The sequence below is a fragment of the Paenibacillus sp. SAF-068 genome, from assembly GCF_051967555.1.
In the GTDB taxonomy this organism is placed as follows: domain Bacteria; phylum Bacillota; class Bacilli; order Paenibacillales; family Paenibacillaceae; genus Paenibacillus.
On sequence record NZ_JBQCJX010000001.1, the window covers coordinates 2,080,017 to 2,098,124 of the forward strand.

The 18,108-nt window shown below is 44.6% G+C and carries 15 protein-coding genes; 14 read left to right on the forward strand and 1 reads right to left on the reverse strand.

Translation table 11 applies throughout. The features are described from left to right. Window positions 1–109: 109 nt before the first annotated feature. From ACTHPG_RS09150 to ACTHPG_RS09190, 9 genes are all read left to right on the forward strand, one after another. Window positions 110–418 carry a hypothetical protein gene (locus ACTHPG_RS09150; RefSeq protein WP_440388836.1) on the forward strand — a complete coding sequence of 103 codons (309 nt, stop codon included), beginning with the start codon at window positions 110–112 and terminating at the stop codon, window positions 416–418. Between the two features lie 189 nt (window positions 419–607). Then, window positions 608–1,180 carry an esterase/lipase family protein gene (locus tag ACTHPG_RS09155; RefSeq protein WP_440390198.1) on the forward strand — a complete coding sequence of 191 codons (573 nt, stop codon included), beginning with the start codon at window positions 608–610 and terminating at the stop codon, window positions 1,178–1,180. 289 nt (window positions 1,181–1,469) lie between these two features. After that, a complete protein-coding gene (locus ACTHPG_RS09160) occupies window positions 1,470–2,468 on the forward strand; it encodes a helix-turn-helix domain-containing protein (RefSeq protein ID WP_440388837.1) in 999 nt (332 codons plus the stop codon). Window positions 2,469–2,598: 130 nt separating this feature from the next. Next, entirely contained in the window at window positions 2,599–3,393 is a 795-nt protein-coding gene (locus tag ACTHPG_RS09165) for an SDR family NAD(P)-dependent oxidoreductase (RefSeq protein WP_440388838.1), read from the forward strand. A 191-nt stretch (window positions 3,394–3,584) separates the two neighbouring features. Beyond that, window positions 3,585–6,404 (forward strand): glycoside hydrolase family 2 TIM barrel-domain containing protein, encoded by a 2,820-nt coding sequence (locus ACTHPG_RS09170; RefSeq protein WP_440388839.1) that lies wholly within the window; start codon window positions 3,585–3,587, stop codon window positions 6,402–6,404. A 230-nt stretch (window positions 6,405–6,634) separates the two neighbouring features. Beyond that, the gene (locus tag ACTHPG_RS09175) at window positions 6,635–7,375 is read left to right on the forward strand and encodes a LytR/AlgR family response regulator transcription factor (protein ID WP_440388840.1); all 741 of its coding nucleotides are present in this window, start codon (window positions 6,635–6,637) and stop codon (window positions 7,373–7,375) included. Window position 7,376: 1 nt separating this feature from the next. Next, on the forward strand, window positions 7,377–8,678 hold the full coding sequence (locus ACTHPG_RS09180; RefSeq protein WP_440388842.1) for a GHKL domain-containing protein: 1,302 nt from the start codon (window positions 7,377–7,379) through the stop codon (window positions 8,676–8,678). A gap of 111 nt (window positions 8,679–8,789) precedes the next feature. After that, on the forward strand, window positions 8,790–10,841 hold the full coding sequence (locus ACTHPG_RS09185) for a serine hydrolase domain-containing protein (protein WP_440388843.1): 2,052 nt from the start codon (window positions 8,790–8,792) through the stop codon (window positions 10,839–10,841). 195 nt (window positions 10,842–11,036) lie between these two features. Continuing rightward, complete coding sequence (locus ACTHPG_RS09190) at window positions 11,037–12,440, forward strand: outer membrane protein assembly factor BamB family protein (protein WP_440388844.1); 1,404 nt, start codon at window positions 11,037–11,039, stop codon at window positions 12,438–12,440. 186 nt (window positions 12,441–12,626) lie between these two features. Here the strand turns inward: ACTHPG_RS09190 and ACTHPG_RS09195 are convergent, their stop codons facing one another. Next, on the reverse strand, window positions 12,627–12,773 hold the full coding sequence (locus ACTHPG_RS09195) for a hypothetical protein (RefSeq protein ID WP_440388846.1): 147 nt from the start codon (window positions 12,771–12,773) through the stop codon (window positions 12,627–12,629). 244 nt (window positions 12,774–13,017) lie between these two features. Here ACTHPG_RS09195 and ACTHPG_RS09200 point away from each other — a divergent pair, with 244 nt between their 5' ends. The 5 genes from ACTHPG_RS09200 (at window position 13,018) to ACTHPG_RS09220 (ending at window position 18,096) form a co-directional block, all read left to right on the forward strand. Further along, the gene (locus ACTHPG_RS09200) at window positions 13,018–13,998 is read left to right on the forward strand and encodes an SDR family NAD(P)-dependent oxidoreductase (protein WP_440388847.1); all 981 of its coding nucleotides are present in this window, start codon (window positions 13,018–13,020) and stop codon (window positions 13,996–13,998) included. A gap of 266 nt (window positions 13,999–14,264) precedes the next feature. After that, entirely contained in the window at window positions 14,265–15,155 is an 891-nt protein-coding gene (murB, locus tag ACTHPG_RS09205) for a UDP-N-acetylmuramate dehydrogenase (RefSeq protein WP_440388848.1), read from the forward strand. Window positions 15,156–15,301: 146 nt separating this feature from the next. Next, the gene (locus ACTHPG_RS09210) at window positions 15,302–15,997 is read left to right on the forward strand and encodes a hypothetical protein (protein WP_440388850.1); all 696 of its coding nucleotides are present in this window, start codon (window positions 15,302–15,304) and stop codon (window positions 15,995–15,997) included. Window positions 15,998–16,264: 267 nt separating this feature from the next. Continuing rightward, entirely contained in the window at window positions 16,265–17,224 is a 960-nt protein-coding gene (locus tag ACTHPG_RS09215) for an ABC transporter permease (RefSeq protein WP_091016421.1), read from the forward strand. Window positions 17,225–17,226: 2 nt separating this feature from the next. Beyond that, a complete protein-coding gene (locus ACTHPG_RS09220) occupies window positions 17,227–18,096 on the forward strand; it encodes a carbohydrate ABC transporter permease (RefSeq protein ID WP_440390200.1) in 870 nt (289 codons plus the stop codon). The last annotated feature ends 12 nt before the right edge of the window (window positions 18,097–18,108 follow it).

Here is an 18,108-nt window from a genome sequence, read left to right on the forward strand (position 1 = left end):
ATATGAATTCGAAGAATAGAGCATGCATGGTTTTGACAGTGGAAGATGGAAATGAGAAAATATAGTGCTGTAGAACATGAAAAATATATAAAGTGGTGGAGGCATCTGAATGAATCAGCGTTTTCGTATTACCCGCTCCATGCAAGATAGCAATGCAGAACAAGCCATCTCCCTGGAAGAGTGCAAACTTTACTTCGAGTCCAAGCCCGAATTTACCTATTCAACGGTTCTTCACATTGTCGGAGCAGAGAGCACCATGTCCATTGACGGAGACTTTTTTATGTGGGACCTGGAAGGAACACAGATTGCTTTCCGTTTGTACATGGGGGATATCTATGTAGCTATTTCTAACGAAGCTATTGTCCCCAAAATGATGGAGATTGCAACGGATCTACGTGCAGATATCGTTGAAGGATAAAAGAACCTAAGAACCAGATTATGAAAAATGTAATTATCCTTGGTTATCGCTCCACTTGGATAATCCTGTAAAAATGAGACTAAAGATTCATTTATATTCCATATGTTAGCTTGTAATATATGGAATATAAATCATTTTACAGGAGGTTTAAATCAAGTGAAAAAGACTAAATTAATTCTTGTTGCATTCATGAGTATGATCCTTGCTTTATCAGTAACTGGAATAGGCTCAAGTTCACAGGCTTCCGCAGCATCGGCACGTACACCCATTGTATTGGTGCATGGACTGACCGGTTCAGATAGCAATTTTACAGCGATTGAGAGTTATTTGCGCAGTCAAGGGTGGACGAGAGATGAACTATTTGCGATTGACCTGCCCAGCAAACAAGGAAACCAACTATTGAATTCCGCAGCCATTAGTCGTTTTGTAGATGATGTACTGCAACAAACGGGTCACACGAAAGTTAACATCATAGCGCACAGCATGGGCGGAGCCAATAGTCTCTATTACATACTTAACCGTGGAGGCGCATCTAAGGTGGACAAATTGATCACACTCGGTGGAGCTAATCGATTGACCACAACGACAGCTCCCAGTGGGATAAAGATGACTTCGATCTATTCCACCAGTGACACGATTGTGTCCCCGGCACTTTCCCGATTGAACGGGGCGAACAACATTTCTGTATCCCTTGTGTCCCACATCGGTCTGTTGTTTAATTCACGGGTGAACGCCTTGATCAAAACAGCATTGAATGAGTAGCTGAACATATAAAAATAAAATGTGCATTCATGTATAAGATAAGGAATAATTGACTTGAACACGACTGACCATTTATGGGTAGTCGTGTTTTTGTATTACCGGAATTTTAAATGAACTCTTGTTCCCATCGTTCCACTCGAACTCCATGATCATCCGATATTTGTAAATAAAAACAATATAATACCGGAGGAAGTGTAGGAAAAATTGCTGTAAACTATCAAAGGCAACAGCCTATCAACCTTACCTTGCAATCCTCTGCAAACGAAACAAGCCAAAGGAGTCTGGATGCATGCAATTTCAACCGAATGATCGAATTAAAGTTCATCCAGGATTTTGGGCTGGATTACATCAATTAGGAATTGGTGCTGACGACGTAGCTCGCACTGCACAACTATCTCCTGAGACAATAAATAAACCTGTAGTGACTCAATCCCAGTATTTCGCAATCTGGCAGGCCTACTCTGATCTTATTGGGGACACCGCCGAGGGCATCATCAAACTTGCTACCGGATATGAGATATCGAAGTATCCTCCGCCTGTCCTGGCGATGTATCATGCGCGTAATTATCATGATGCGTTGAATCGGATGGTCCGTTACAAGCAGATGTGTCCTCCCGAGAGTTTGCAGATTACCGAAGCAGGGGAGGAATGTATCATTGAACTCGAATGGTTACATAAGGAGCTACCAGGTCCGCCATTACTGGTCGGTATTACGCTGGCATTTCTGCTTGAACTTGGACGAAGGGGCACAGGCCAGTCTTTGACTGCCAAAAGAGTTGAGTTCTCCCAAGCAATGGGTGATGTAGATAGACTTGAGGTATACTTCGGCTGCCCAGTCGATACGAATTCCGATTATAATCGGCTGACGCTAGAGCGAGGAGATCTGAGTCTTCCATTTCTTTCGTATAACGAGGAGTTACTGGAGATTCTGAGCCCTGCTCTGGATCGGTCGCTGGATGAACAGAAGAGCAGTCGTTCCATTACTGAAATGGTCAAATGGATTATGAAACGCAACCTTACAGGGAAGCGCCCTGACATCCAGTCAGTCGCCAAAGAGCTGCAAATGAGTGATCGTACCTTGCAGCGGCGACTGACGGAAGAGAACACAAACTTCAAGCAATTATTAACCGAATCCAGACATGAGCAGGCCCGGGAGTACCTGGCAGATCCTTCGCTCGATATCAAAGAAATAGCATTCCTGGTTGGGTATGAAGACCAGAATTCGTTCTATCGTGCGTTTCGGACCTGGGAAGGGGATACTCCTTCGAATTGGCGCGTCAGGCAATAACTCTGGCGCAAGGTGCTAGTTACTAAGCCCTCCAGACTGCGTAATATTATACCTATCCGTTGCATGAAGCTGTTGGCAATGTTCAAGAAGCCGCAGCCGGATAGTTGTAATCAAGAAGGAGAAATGCAGGATGGATATGGGACTAAAAGAGAAAACAGCCCTAGTTACAGGATCAACAAAAGGAATCGGTAAAGCAATTGCTTTTGAACTCGCCCGAGAAGGTGTTCATGTGCTGATTAATGGACGCAATGATGAAGAGGTGGAACGGACAGTACGTGAAATCAAATCCACTTTTCCAGACACCTCTCCGCAAAAGGCCTCAGCTGATCTTGTGGACCTGGAACAAAGACAAGCTTTGTTCGAGAAGTTTCCCGAAGTTGATATATTAATCAATAGCATGGGCATATATGAGATCATGAGTTATGAAGACGTGAACGATGAAGTGTGGGAAAAATATTTCCGTACCAATGTTCTGGCGGCCAATGGATTGTCTCAATTTTATTTACCTAAAATGATGAAAAACAATGACGGTCGTATTATATTCATTGCAAGTGAAGAAGCCCTTATGCCTTCAGGCCAGATGCCCCAGTATTGCATGACCAAGTCGATGTTGCTGTCATTATCCAAAAGTTTGTCCAAACTGACAGCAGGGACCGAAGTTACGATCAATACGATCATGCCAGGGCCAACCCTGTCTGAGAATGTGCGTGAGATCATTGATGGCATTTACCCTGATGAGACGTTGACTTTCGAGGAGAAAGAAAAAGACTTTATGAAAAGCAATCTGCCTCAGTCTGAATTACAGCGATTCATCAAGCCGAGTGAAATAGGCAGACTCGTCGCTTTTGTGTGTAGTCCATATGCGCCAGCCTTTAGAGGCTCCCCGATCCGTATGGACGGGGGCATGGTTCCTACGATATTTTAAAGATGCCCACGAAAACAACATATGTATCGATAAGAAGTCGCCTGTATTGGCGACTTTTTTTATTTGTAAATGATCTATGCGAGGAGCATCAATCGAGTTTATAATACAGATATGATTTTTTCGAAAACGGTTTCTATCACTTGGAAGCGATTACTTGTATCGATTATATGAAACTAAAAGGAGACAACATCATGATAGCTGCAATAAATCTGGAAGGTATCTGGAAACTTCAACTCGATGAACATAAGGTAGAACGGGGTCTGAATTTTTCAGATGTCATTACATTGCCCAATACCACATCTCATGCGGCCAAGGGCAAGAAAAACGAGAATGTATTAATCGGTGCGCTGACGGATGAATATTTATTTGAAGGTTATGCCTGGTTTTCACGAGAGATTGAAATTCCTGAACATTTGGCTGGCAAACGCTGCTTCTTGCATCTGGAGCGAACACGAGTTACAACGCTATGGATCGATGGGGTGGAATGGGGCACGCAAAACAGCCTGAACACACCTCACCGTTACGAGATGGAGGAAGGGCTAACCGCCGGGACTCACACCATTACCGTTCGAGTAGATAATACCGATTATCCAACCAAAGGTGGGCACCTTACATCCGAAGACACGCAGACGAATTGGAACGGGATCACCGGGAAGATGGAACTCCAGTTTTTTGAGCGTGTTTATCTGGATAATGTTCAAGTTTACCCGGTTCTGTCGACTCGATCTTTCGATATTAAGGCAGCGCTTGTGGGTGATCTGCAAGGAGTGCGAATCGTCGTATCCGCTGTTGCTGTCAGTGCAGATCCGGTGTTTACGACGGTGGAACAGATCTTCATTCCGGATTCGCAGGAGATCCAGCTGACGTACAAGATTGGCGAAGATGCCATGTTATGGAGTGATGATGAGCCTAATCTGTACCAACTTCACATTCATCTGCAAGATCAGGACGAAGAAGTATTGGATTCTACCGAGGTATGGGCCGGATTACGGGAATTCCGGGCTGCTGGAGACAAGTTCACCATCAATGGTCGCAAAACCTTTCTTCGGGGCAAACATGACGGGCTGATCTTTCCGCTCACGGGATATGCGCCGACGGATGTGGATGAATGGGTTCGTATTCTTGCGATCTCCAAGTCTTACGGTATTAATCACTACCGTTTTCATACTTGTTGTCCTCCAGAGGCTGCTTTTATCGCGGCGGATCTGCTCGGCGTCTATATGGAACCTGAGCTTCCGTTCTGGGGAACCATTACAGACGAATCTTCGGATGCACACAATCAAGCCGAACAGGATTACTTGATCAGCGAGGGTTTCGCAATGCTGCAAGCTTTTGGTAATCATCCTTCGTTTGTCATGATGTCCATGGGGAATGAGTTGTGGGGCAGCAAGGACAGATTGAATTCAATTTTGAAAGCCTACAAAGCATATGATCATCGTCATCTATACACGGAAGGTTCCAACAACTTTCAATTTGTGCCGGACATTCTGGAGGAAAGTGAATTTTTCTGCGGGGTACGGTTCTCCAAAGAACGGTTGTTCAGAGGTTCGTATGCGATGTGTGATGCACCGCTTGGTCACGTGCAGACCGACTTGCCAAATACGCTGAAAGATTACGATTCGAACATTGTACCGGAGCAAGGCAGTGATGCTGAAGCTTCTAATCAAACGGGGGACAAAGAGATTCAGATTCAGTATGGGACAGGTTCGAAAACGGTGCAGGCCGAAGCCGGAAGTGATCAACTCGTCTCACATGTACCAATCATCTCGCATGAAATTGGACAGTACGCTACGTTTCCCAATTTCGAGGAGATCAGCAAGTATACTGGCTCTCTCAAAGCCAAAAACTTCGAAGTGTTCAGAGAACGTCTGGAAGCCAAAGGATTGGGACATCTGGCAGAAGCCTACTTCAGGGCCTCTGGCAAGCTTGCAGTCGCATGTTACAAAGAAGAATTGGAAGCGGCTTTTCGTTCGCAGCAACTAGCAGGTTTCCAACTGCTGGATCTCCAGGATTTCAGTGGTCAGGGAACAGCGTTAGTAGGTGTTCTGGACGCATTCATGGATTCCAAAGGCATGATTACACCTGAGGAGTGGAGAACGTTCTGTTCGGATGCGGTACTGCTCGCAAAATTCCCCAAATATAATTATCAAGCTGGTGAAATATTCGAAGCACGCATTGAACTAAGTTACTTCCGGAGACAAGTATTGGACGGACTCCCATTGAAGTGGGAGCTTCAGAGCGAGCCGATCGGAAGCAGCATTCTTGCAGAAGGTGAAGTTAATCTGCCAGCATTCCATGGAGAACATTATGTGAGTATCACGGATCTCAGCATTCATATTCCCGAAGTCTCTAATATGACCAAAGTGGAGTTGCGACTGTCCATTCCGGGCACAGATATTCGTAAGACTTACGACCTGTGGATTTACCCGAGTCAACAGGAAGTGGACATGAGCGGTTTGAATCTCTTTACTGAGCTATCGGACCAAGCGCTGGAGCTACTTGAGCAGGGCGAGGATATTTTGCTCTTCCCGAATCCCAATCAGATTCAACACGCGATTCAAGGGTTCTATAGCACCGATTTCTGGTCCTACCCTATGTTCCGATCGATATCAGAGAATATGAAGAGAGAAGTACCCGTGGGCACAATGGGCTTGTTGATTCAACAGGACCATCCGGCCTTTGAACATTTTGTCACAGTAGAACATTCGACTTATCCGTGGTGGAGCATCGTTTCCGAGTCGTCATCGATCATTTTGGATGAGCTGGGTAAAGATCTGCAACCAATCGTGCAGACCATTGATAATTTTGAACGGAACCATAAGCTTGGATTGTTGATGGAGTGTCGGGTACGGAATGGGAGAGTGCTGACAGGTGCTCTGAATCTGGAGAGTCTCATGACTACGCTGGAGGGAAGACAATTGTTATACAGCTTCCAGCGCTATGTACAAAGTCCGGCGTACCAGCCAGTTACCCGTCTGGAAGTTGAGGAATTGCGCCAGTTGTTTATTTAAGACTGGTGAAGAAGAGGCTGCAGGTTCCTTATTCTTAAACATTTATTCTTTTAAATATGCGCTTATAAGACCCTTCCATTCGTGGAGGGGTCTATGACATTCTTTATTCTCTTACAGTTTAGGGTCAGAATATTGCATTTCATCCCCATTCGACTCAGAAACCTATGCTAAAATAGTATATTCGAGAGTGAAATTCAGAGTCGATGTTGATGAAAGGCGGATGTCCCTCCATGTTTAATATTGCAATCTGTGATGATGAGGAGCAACAACGAGAACGTGTGAAAACAATGCTGGTCTCCTTGTCACTAAAAACCAATTTTGATTTTCAAATTAGCTTATTCACCTCTGGCGAACAACTGCTCTCACACTACAGAGAGGTTGGGGATACATTTCATATTCTTATCATGGATGTGGAGATGGGCGGGATGAACGGCATTCAGACCGCCAAAGAGATCAGGAACATGAAGTTTCTGGATGTACAGATTATGTTCTTGACCAGTTATCCGGAATACATGGTGGAAAGCTTCGATGTCATCACCTTTCAATATCTGATCAAGCCGATCCAGACGCACATTTTCGAGGAAAAGATGATTAAGCTGTGTCAATATTTTCAGGCACTGGACAAAAAGTATGTACTAATCAAGTCAGACTATGATGAACTGCTGCTGAAATATGATGATATTCTCTGGATTGAGGTTGTCAAAAGTGTAACGATCAAGAACAAGTTGAAGTTTGTGACAGAGGAAAATGTATATGAGACCAAAGGCATTTTATCCAGTTACGCTACCGGTTTGAAAGATCATGGTTTTTTGCAGATTCATCGCTCGATTATCATTAATCTGATGCATGTGCAGAAGTTTTCTGGTACTCAAGTCGTTATGTTAAATGGGACGGAGCTACCCATAGGCAGATCCAAGGTCAAGGAAGTTAAGGATGCTTACACTAAATTTATGATTATGAGGATTCAATGATATGGATACTTATATGATTTTTTCCATCATCTTCGTGATCTTGCTCATGGCGTTTCAGGCAAATTTTTATTTTGATTCCGTGTTGGGCAAGTCCAAGCGGAAGCCAAAAAGAGCGATCTATTTCATGGTATATATTGTGCTGGATTATTTTTATTTGTCAACTTCCTTCTCCGACATCGTTTCAACAGCGATTGCACTGTTATTAATCTTCAGTCTGGCACAATCCTATGAAGTGGAATTTAAAATCAAGCTTGTCTTTACCATTCTGTATGGGGTTTTGATTACAATGGCGAATACGATAGCCGTCTATATTCTTGGCGTTTTGGAATCCACAGGAGACTTCATCTCATGGGAACAATTCAATGGTGAAAACCACTGGATTCTCTCCAAAGTAATGCTGGTTGGTTGCAGTATCATGTTCATTGTTATTCAAATTGTGCGTCTAGTTGCCAAGCGCAGAGGTTTTGCTGTGCATTATCGTTATTATTTGTTGTTTCTCATTGTGCCGATAATTACGATCTATCAGATCAATGTGGCCTCCATCTATAGTGAAAAAAACATATTCTACGTCTTTTCTGTACTAGGCTCTCTATTTCTCAATGTGTTCATTGTTTATGTATTCGATAATATGGTGGAGAAGGTACAACTTACGCATGAAAATAGCCAGCTACAGCGTCAGATGGACTACCAGGATGCCAATTATGAGAAGACCGTCCACAGTTTCAAAAACATTAAATCCATCATTCATGATATCAATCAGCAATTTCTATATATTGATGAATGTATCAAACGTAACGAATTGGCGGCGGCAGGTGACCATATCCAGTCTACGTTAAATACGATTGAAGGTGCGTATCAGCGGGTGAATTCCGGCAATCTGGTGATTGATGCTCTTGTTACGAATACCCTGGCTATGGGGCAGGCTAACGGAATCAAAATCGACACCAAAATCCAGCTCCACTCGCAACATGTCCAGATCGATCGATATGATCTGTGTGTGGTACTCGGCAACATGCTCGATAACGCTATTGAGGCCTCCAAGAAGGTTAGACAGGCGGAGGATCGATATGTCCTCATTGCCATTCACTCCACTTCATCCGCCCTCGTCATCCAGATTATGAATCATGTAGAGCAACCGCTTGTTGATTTGAAAAGCGAGAAGCCCAATCCGGAGTACCATGGAATTGGGCTAACCAATATATCGAGAATATGTGAGAAATATGGCGGACATATGAGTATTGAGCATCAACATCGCACATTCAATAACATGGTCGTGCTTCCGTTTTACACCGACAATCCCTGAACCTACCGTTCGGGGATTGTTTTTTTCCATTCAGGGTTCGTTCCCGCCGGACAAGTCTTTTCTAAGATATGATGAATTCATTCATAAGAATATGTGAGGGAGGACATGAAGATGAAAAAATTAATCAGTCTTTTGTGCACAGCGGTGCTTGTAATTACACCGATGGCAGATGTCAGCGCAGAGGCGAAAAACAATGGGTCGGTCGAGGTACGGGCGGAGCAAATTGCCAAGGAGATGATGCAAAATTACGGTGTCACCAGTGTACAATATGCAATCAGGGATGAAGGGAAGCTCATTTTATCAGATAGCGTGGGAATGCACGACAAGGCAACACAGAAGCCAGTAGACAAGGATAGCATGTATGGCATAGGTTCGGTTAGCAAAATGGTTGTTACGGCAGCAGCCATGAAGCTGGTTGATTCCGGAAAGATAGATCTGGATGAACCGCTTACTTCGTATATACCAGACTTCAAGATGGCAGATGCGCGCTATACTCAAATTACACCGCGTATGTTGATGAACCATTCATCCGGTCTTTACGGCACACATTATGGAAACAGCATGTTGTTTGACGATAATGACAGTCGCAATCATGATGAGCTGCTGCTCAAACTCCAGTCCGAAAAACTAAAATCCAAGCCTGGCGCCTTCTCTGTTTATACCAATGATGGTTTTCAGTTGCTGGAGCTTATGGTGGAACGGGTGAGTGGGTTAAGTTACAGCGAATATATTGCCAAGTTCATCAGCGAGCCACTGAATATGAAATCAACGAAGACACCACTGGATTCCTTTGACAGAGACCAGTTATCCGAAACGTATTGGCCTACACTTGAAATGAAGATGCCTGCCGAAAATGCAAATATAATCGGTACAGGCGGAGTGTACTCTACGGCAGAGGAATTGAGCGAATTCGGAGAAGTATTGATGGGGAACAGACCGGATATTCTGTCCGAAGCTGCTGTGAAAGCCATGCAATCTCATGAATATCGTAAGGGCATCTGGGTATCGGATGAACAAAATACGATCAATTATGGCCTGGGTTGGGATGCGGTTGACCTTGCACCATTCAGCGATTATGGGGTAACCGCGCTTGCCAAAGGCGGAGATACCATGTTGTATCATGCCGTGTTAATCACGATTCCTGAACATGATATTTCAATGGCGGTCTTATCATCCGGTGGATCTTCCGTCTACAATCAGATGTTTGCCAGCAAAGTGCTGCTGGACGTTCTGGCGGATCAGGGCATCATTGACGATGTTCAGCCTGATCAGACATTCTTACCACCTGTCAAAGTGAAGATGCCAACGGAGTTGAATACGTACTCAGGTCTGTATGGTACGGTAGGTGAAACACTGGATATCGTAATCAAGGATGGTGAATTCCAACTCCCTGCCTTGTTGGGAGGAATTATCCCGGAGCAGAACTATGTGTACACAGGCGATGAACATTTTACGAGTACGGATGGTAGTGTGAAGGTCAGCTTTGTGAAAGAAACGAATGACAAGGTGTATGTTAAAGTTCAAGGTGTGATAACGTTACCCGGTGTAGGCCAAACGGTAATGAATACCTATGATTATCAAAAGCTGGAGCATAACGCGCTGGACGCAACAACGAAAGAGAAATGGAAAGCTCGTAACGGCGCGAAATATTACGCACTGGATGAAAAAATAACGTCGATCTTCTATCTGCTTCCATCGATGCTGATCAAGAACCTGTCCGTTGATGCGGAAAAGGGTTACGCTAATGGCACACAGATTATAGATACGAACAACTCAGAGAATGTTGTCCAGATTCCTGTAATGAACGGAAGAGACACGTTCGATCTGCAATTTTATACAAAAAGTGGCGCCGAAATTTTGATTCAGGACGGACAGGAATACATCGCAGAGGATGCCATTACTCCAATCTATGGTGGAAAAAAAGGGATGACAACTATTCCGGCTAACGGTCAGGCCCGTTGGTATGCCATTGACGCCCGATCAGCGAATAAATCCGTTACGGTGAATTCTCCGAACTCCGGAGGTTATGCGGTCTACGATGAGAAGGGCGAGGTAGTTCACTTCTCTGTGGCAACCGGCCAACAATCGACGCAGCTTCCGAAAAGTGGTTTTATCGTTTTTGGTGGGGATGCCGGTGATTTATTCCAGATTGAATTAAAGTAAAGCAGGGACTTCGTTACAAAGCTCGTTCACAGTTTGACCCCTAATTAAAGCAGGATTCAGGAAGTCGCCCTAGGGCGGCTTTTTTGATCTTTTTCTTAGAATAATTTAACAATCTGGTAACTATTTGGACTCACTGCTCGTTATATATATGTAGTTATATACCAGGCTCATTTTATACAGGAGGAATCACGATCTATGATCAATAGACATGAAAGTCAAAACACCAAGCAATGGAAAAGAAGAGTAAGCCGATCCATTGTGGCAAGCCTGACTGCCGGGATGTTGATGGTTCCCGGATTCATCTGCATGTTGCCATCTCAGGCACATGCTGAAGCATCGGATGTATCCATCCGCAATTGGTACGCGTATCAGCGACTCACTGTTCCTGAACTGAAATCTTCTTGGACAGCAAAAGTAGATAACTATTTGAATATGAACGAGACGTACATCGGAGCTAGTGCCATTGCAGAAGAAGGCAAAGTATTCACGTTTGCTGGATCGAAGCTGATTGCACTCGATGCGACAACAGGTAAACGACTATGGACTTACGGCAAGGAACTGACGCCTTATATTACCTATCAAGGTGGCATCCTCTACGGACTGACCAGTGATCATAAACCTTATGCCTTGAATGCAAAAACAGGCAAAGCAAAATGGCAGTCAGGCACATCCACCTGGATTGATACGTATCAACGTACAGAAGTTTTGATTCCAACGATAGATACCCTATACGTGATTAAGGGGAGCACAACGTTTGCACTCGATATCAAGTCAGGCAAACTGCGTTGGAAGGCAGATGAACCATTAGGGGAAGGTCATGGTACGGAGTATCTGGAAGAATCCAATGGTGTTGTGCTGAGAACCTTTTTTGTTCAAGGAGCACTTACGTCCACTCAGCTTAATGCATATGACAAGAAAACAGGCAAGAAGCTATGGGGTCATTTTGGACAAGGGGAAGCTATTAAGATCAAAGACGGTCTTGTATACTCAGCGGACTACTACTCCCCCATGTTGGAAAGTGATGAGTCTTCGCCTGAACGCAAATGGAAAGTCAATGCGTACAATCTGAAGACAGGTGTGTTAAAAGGAAGTCAGGAGTACACCTGGAAGATTCCGGGAGATCCACCGTACGTAAATGGGTATGGCGGAATATTTGCCAACCAAGATAAACTATACATTTTGCAAGGGGATAAGATAGCGGAGTATTCGTTGACCTCAACCAAGTCTGATCCCACGCCACTTCGAACTTTTCAGCGCCCTCACGGAGAAAATATGGTGTGGGTTGGCATTACACAGGAAAGGTTGGTCTTCAAAAACGCCAACACGGGAGAACTCACAGGCATCAAGCTGGCTAATGGTCAGGAGGTGCAGTGGCATGGTGATGCTCCCGTTTCTCAGATTGATGTTTATGGTAAAGGCATGTATCGAGCGCAACGTAACGGCACCCTGCTTGCCCTCAATATGATGACGGGTCAGCCTGCTTTTCGAGTATTCACCGGTGGTGACCTGCACAACACGACATTGAAGACAAACGGGATGATCATCATCCAAGCCGAAGGTAAACTTCTTGGCGTTAAGCTTCCAGCATCACTGAAATAATTGATTCAGAATGAAAATTAGACCGTTCTTACCAGCGTGGGTCAGATGGTCAATAGACAGTGAGGAAATAATCATATCGTAGGGACTGGTGAAGTTAAACTTTGAGTAATCCCCACAAGTACTCTACTTGTGTAACATCAACGAACCTTCGACGTGCCCCTTCGAGCATTTGATCACTGATGTCGATCAGGGATACGTGGCGCATTGAGCGGACTTTCCATTTAGATCCAGAGCCATTCCATAAAAATCATCAAAACAAGGGATAAGTTGTTTACGTTGCACATCATAATTTTGGGCTACTTTATCAAACAGCTGCTTTACTGAGAATTCCATGTGCGTATCACTCCTTGAGGTTTTCTCCATAGTTTACAAAGTGAAAGGCTTCAAGGGAAATATCGATTATGGATAAGTTCATAGGATGGAACTATGGGTTCCGATTCAAAAGTCGCCAACTGGCGACTTTTTTAGATTGAACGGAGACGTTCGGACAAATGGATTCACTGCATTTGACCTAGAGTGTACTCTAAGGTATAGACTTATATTTAGAAAGAAACTATTTTAAAGGGAGACGGATGAGATGAGACAAGAAGATAGCTTTACAACTTCACAACATAAAACCGGTTCAGGATTTGATCTCCATAGTACAGCGGAGGACGTATTGAGGGGTATTGATCTGACAGGACGCCTCGCTATTGTTACGGGTGGTTACTCAGGGTTGGGGCTCGAGACGACACGCTCACTTGTACAAGCAGGAGCCCATGTCGTTGTGACGGCACGCCGACCAGCTGTTGCAAAAGAAGCGCTATCCGATCTGCCAGATGTGGAAATTGACGAACTGGATCTTGCTGATCTGTCCAGTGTCCGTTCTTTTGCCGAGCGGTTCCTCGCGAGTGATCGCAACATCGACATGCTGATTCTTAATGCGGGCATCATGGCTTGTCCGGAGACAAGGGTAGGTCCGGGCTGGGAAGCTCAATTTGCAACCAATCACCTAGGCCATTTTGCGCTGACTAATCTGTTATGGCCAGCACTTGCAAGTCAGGGTGGCGCACGTGTTGTTTCCTTGGCATCAGCGGGACATCATTTCTCACCGATTCGTTGGGATGACATCCAGTTTGAGCATGGTTATGAGAAATTCCCTGCTTATGGACAATCCAAGACAGCAACCATTTTATTCAGCGTTGAGCTGGACAGACGTGGTGCTGAACAGGGAGTGCGTGCGTTCTCAGTTCATCCAGGTGGAATTATGACGCCGTTACAACGTCATATGCCTAAAGATGAGATGATTGCGCTGGGATGGATTGATGAATCTGGACAAGTCGCCAATCCGGCATTCAAAACACCTGAGCAGGGGGCGGCAACGCAAGTCTGGGCAGCAACCTCTCCTCAGCTTGCGGGCAAAGGCGGTGTTTACTGCGAGGATTGTGACATCAGTGAAATGGCTCCAGAGGATGGAGGTTTCTATGGGGTGAAGGAATATGCGATTGATTCTGAGCAAGCTCTTCGTCTATGGAAACTGTCCGTAGAGCTGACGGATACGGATATCCCAACCACGTAAACCCTTATTTGCACAACAATTAAATTGAGATACACACTAAACGCTACTGAAGTTGTCCGTAGCGTTTTTTTATATTTTTGCTCATACGAATTGAGAAAGTAACATCCCTCATGGTTAGGTGAATATCATATATCAGAATAGAGGGAAGAAAGGATACATTATACGGCTCAGTGAAGTGAAATAACTGTGATGGATTGTAATGTGAGTGCTTTTCCATTTAAAATAGAGGAATCATGTTCTTTTTGAGAACGCAGGGAGAGAAAATCATGAATATTTTTGAGCAACACATACCTTTGGAAAAAGTGAAATTTAATGAACCGCTAAAAAATCACACGTTTATTAAAATTGGTGGTAAAGCAGATATCCTCATCCATCCAACAACGATAGACGAAATCACTAAAATCGTAGAGATTGCCAACATACATCAATTGCCGCTGACGGTTATTGGCAAAGGCTCCAACGTCATCATCAAAGATGGAGGCATCCGTGGTGTAACCATTTCCCTTAGTCATTTCGATCAAATTAAAGTGAGTGAGGACAGCATGATTGCCCAAAGCGGTGTTGATATCATTGATGTATCCAGACTTGCTTTGGAGCATAGCTTGACTGGTCTGGAGTTTGCTTGCGGTATTCCCGGCAGCACGGGGGGCGCACTTTACATGAATGCGGGTGCTTATGGCGGTCAGATCGCCGATGTTGTTGAACGTGCGACTGTGATCACCAAAGACGGTGCAGTGTTGGAGATCCCGCGAGAAGAGATGAAGTTTGGATATCGAAATAGTCTCTTCAAGATGGATCACTATATCATACTGGAGGCCGAGTTCGGACTCAAAAAAGGAAACAAGGAAGATATTGCAAGCAAAATGAAGGAATTAACGTTCCTGAGAGAATCCAAGCAGCCGCTTGAATTCCCCTCTTGTGGAAGTGTATTTAAACGACCCGAAGGACATTTTGCCGGTAAACTGATTCAGGATTGTAACTTGCAGGGCACTCGCATCGGAGGGGCAGAGATCTCCATGAAACATGCGGGTTTTATCGTAAATGTGGATCACGCTACTGCCCAGGATTACTTGGATCTGATTCAATTTATTCAGAAGAAAGTGTATGATACGTTCCAAGTTGAATTGGAAACCGAAGTCATCTTTCTGGGAGAATAGCTTCGATGATTATTTGAAAGGTCGCCATTGGCGACCTTTTTTGATTGGACGAATTGGGCTTGGACAAGAATCCATATGCTAATTATGGTAATATTAGAGTGATTGTATTTAATATTTCATCGTGAGTATAAGGAGTGAAGTTGGAGATGTTCAAACGTAACAGGAGAATCCTGTTAATCGCGGCAATGGTAATTTTACTGTCGTCCTTGTCAGTCCTGACATATATGTATATGAATGAACGTGCAGGCGGCCTAGCCGATCAACGGATATCCAAAGTCTGGGGATTAAGTGAACCTATACATATTCCTATAGCGAACAGTCCTGAGAGAGCAGTTCAGGAATTTAGAGGTGAGTTTTATACTTCCCAATTCATTCATCAGGAGGCTGTAGACGGTGGCATGATTTTGTTCACACAAAAAAAGGGGCGGGAAAACAACAGTAATCTTCAAATGGAGTATACCCGCAAGAACATGTTTGGATGGAAATGGGTATGGGGTGGAGGTTATTCCATAAGTGAGGGTCTACACACCAAGTTTGCTTTGGATTATATGAGTATACCGAAACTGGAGCAAGTCTCCACTCCATTTCCCATGTTGTTTGGTAATATTAAAGATTCATCCATTAGAAGTTTATATGTAGAGACTAAGGACGATGGAAAAGTGATTGAAACCGAAGCGAAGCTGGTTGAGGTGAGTCCGGGACATCTAATCTGGTATGTGTTCCTTCCTCCTTCAGCGGCTATCCCATATGTAATGAAGGGATTTAACGATGAAGGGAAGCTGATTGCCCATGAACAAATCAAAGATGCCAATGACAGCGGGTCGTTAACTCTGGGGAAATGAGATATGGACTATCAAGGACATAAAGTGAAAAGTAAACAACACCATAATCACTTCAGAGGTCGCCTATGGCGGCTTTTTTTGTTGCCAATGTAGTACCAACCATTCCGCCAGTGAATGAACCGATCCTGCAAACCCGCGTCACGCAAGCGATTGGCTCATGCTATGGCTGATTGAACGATTGTTGCTGATCCCGCTCTCCCTTAACATGTGAACAGAGGAGCCTGCTCGTCATTCACCATCATTCTGTCAAAGGGGGCCTGCGATCGTATGGCTGAGCTGTCGGAAACATCAACGTTGCAACCCGGGGTTACAGTCAACAAACCCGTCAAACCAAGTTATCTGCGTAACATTCGAAAACACTGGATGTTGTATGTCATGATCCTGCCCGGCATTTTGTTCTATATTATATTCAAGTACATTCCACTTGGCGGAAGCGTGATTGCATTTCAGAACTTTCAGATTATGAAAGGCATATGGAGCAGTCCATGGGTTGGCCTGGATAACTTCAAGTTTATTTTTACGTATCAGGACTTCTATCATGTGCTTCGGAACACAGCTCTGATTGCCTTATACAAACTGGTGATCGGATTTCCTGCTCCGATCCTGCTAGCGTTATTGTTTAACGAAGTGAGAAAAATGCTTGCCAAACGCTTTTTGCAGAGTCTGTTTTATCTGCCTCATTTTCTCTCCTGGGTTGTTGTCGGGGGGATCGTGTTTGAGGTGCTAGCCTCGGGTGGTTTTGTAAACGCTGTCCGTGGATGGTTCGGGTTCGAGCCGATCCTGTATATGCAGCAGGAGCAATATTTCCGACCTATTGTTGTGCTGTCCTCTATCTGGAAAGAGGTAGGGTGGGGAACGATTATATATCTCGCTGCGGTAAGTGGCATTGATCCCACGCAATATGAAGCGGCAGTGATGGACGGAGCGAACCGCTGGAAGCAAACGATTTACATTACATTGCCTGCGTTGTTCCCGACGATCTTAACCCTGTTCCTGCTGAATATCGGCAATTTCCTGGAACTTGGCTTTGATCAGATCTATAACCTGCTGACACCGATGACCTACTCGGTAGGGGATATCATTGAAACGTACGTATACCGCTCTGGTGTCCTGCAAGGGCAATATAGCGTAACAACAGCGATTGGTCTATTTCAGTCGGTGATTGGCTTCATTCTGCTCTGGGTCTTCAATCGGCTAGCGAGAAAATCAGGAGAGGGGTTGTGGTAATGATCAAGCAGACGATTGGAGAAAAGCTGTTCCAAACCGCCAACTACATTTTCCTGACACTTGCGGCCTTTACGATGCTCCTTCCGTTGCTACATCTGCTTGCGGTTTCCCTGAGTTCGCCGGTTGCGGCAGACTCCAAAGAAGTATTTCTGTGGCCCGTTGGCTTTACTTTCGCGTCATGGAAACACATTCTACAAAGCTCGGGCTTATGGCAATCGTTCGGTGTAACCGTATTCATTACGGTAGTTGGTACTGCGCTTAGTATGTTATTTTCGGTGTTGACCGCTTTTCCGTTATCGCGCAGAGAATTTATGATTCGCAAACAAGTGATGCTGGGCATCGTAATTACAATGATTTTCAATGCCCCGATGATTCCATTCTTTCTGACGGTAAGGGAGCTGGGCATGATGAATTCCATCTGGTCCCTGATTATTCCTGGTGTAATTGGCACATTTAATATGGTCATTCTGCGTACCTTTTTCATGAGCTTGCCCAAAGAACTTGATGACACGGCCCGAATCGACGGTTGCCATGACTTCCGGATTCTGTTTCAGATTTATTTGCCGCTATCCAAGCCGGTTCTGGCTACGGTCAGTCTGTTCTATGCTGTGGGATACTGGAACACGTTCCAGCGGGCGGTACTGTTTCTACGTGATCCAGGGCTCTGGCCTTTGCAAATGAAGTTGCGAGCGTATTTAACCAGCCCGGAGGAACTGGCCCAGGTAAATATGTTTCTTGAGGATTACAACTTCAATACAACCACGTTAAAGGCAGCGACGATACTTTTTGCAAGCGTTCCCATTATTTTGGTGTATCCTTATTTACAGAAGTATTTTGTGAAAGGTTCTTTGCTCGGATCACTGAAAGAATAAACCATGTCCAGG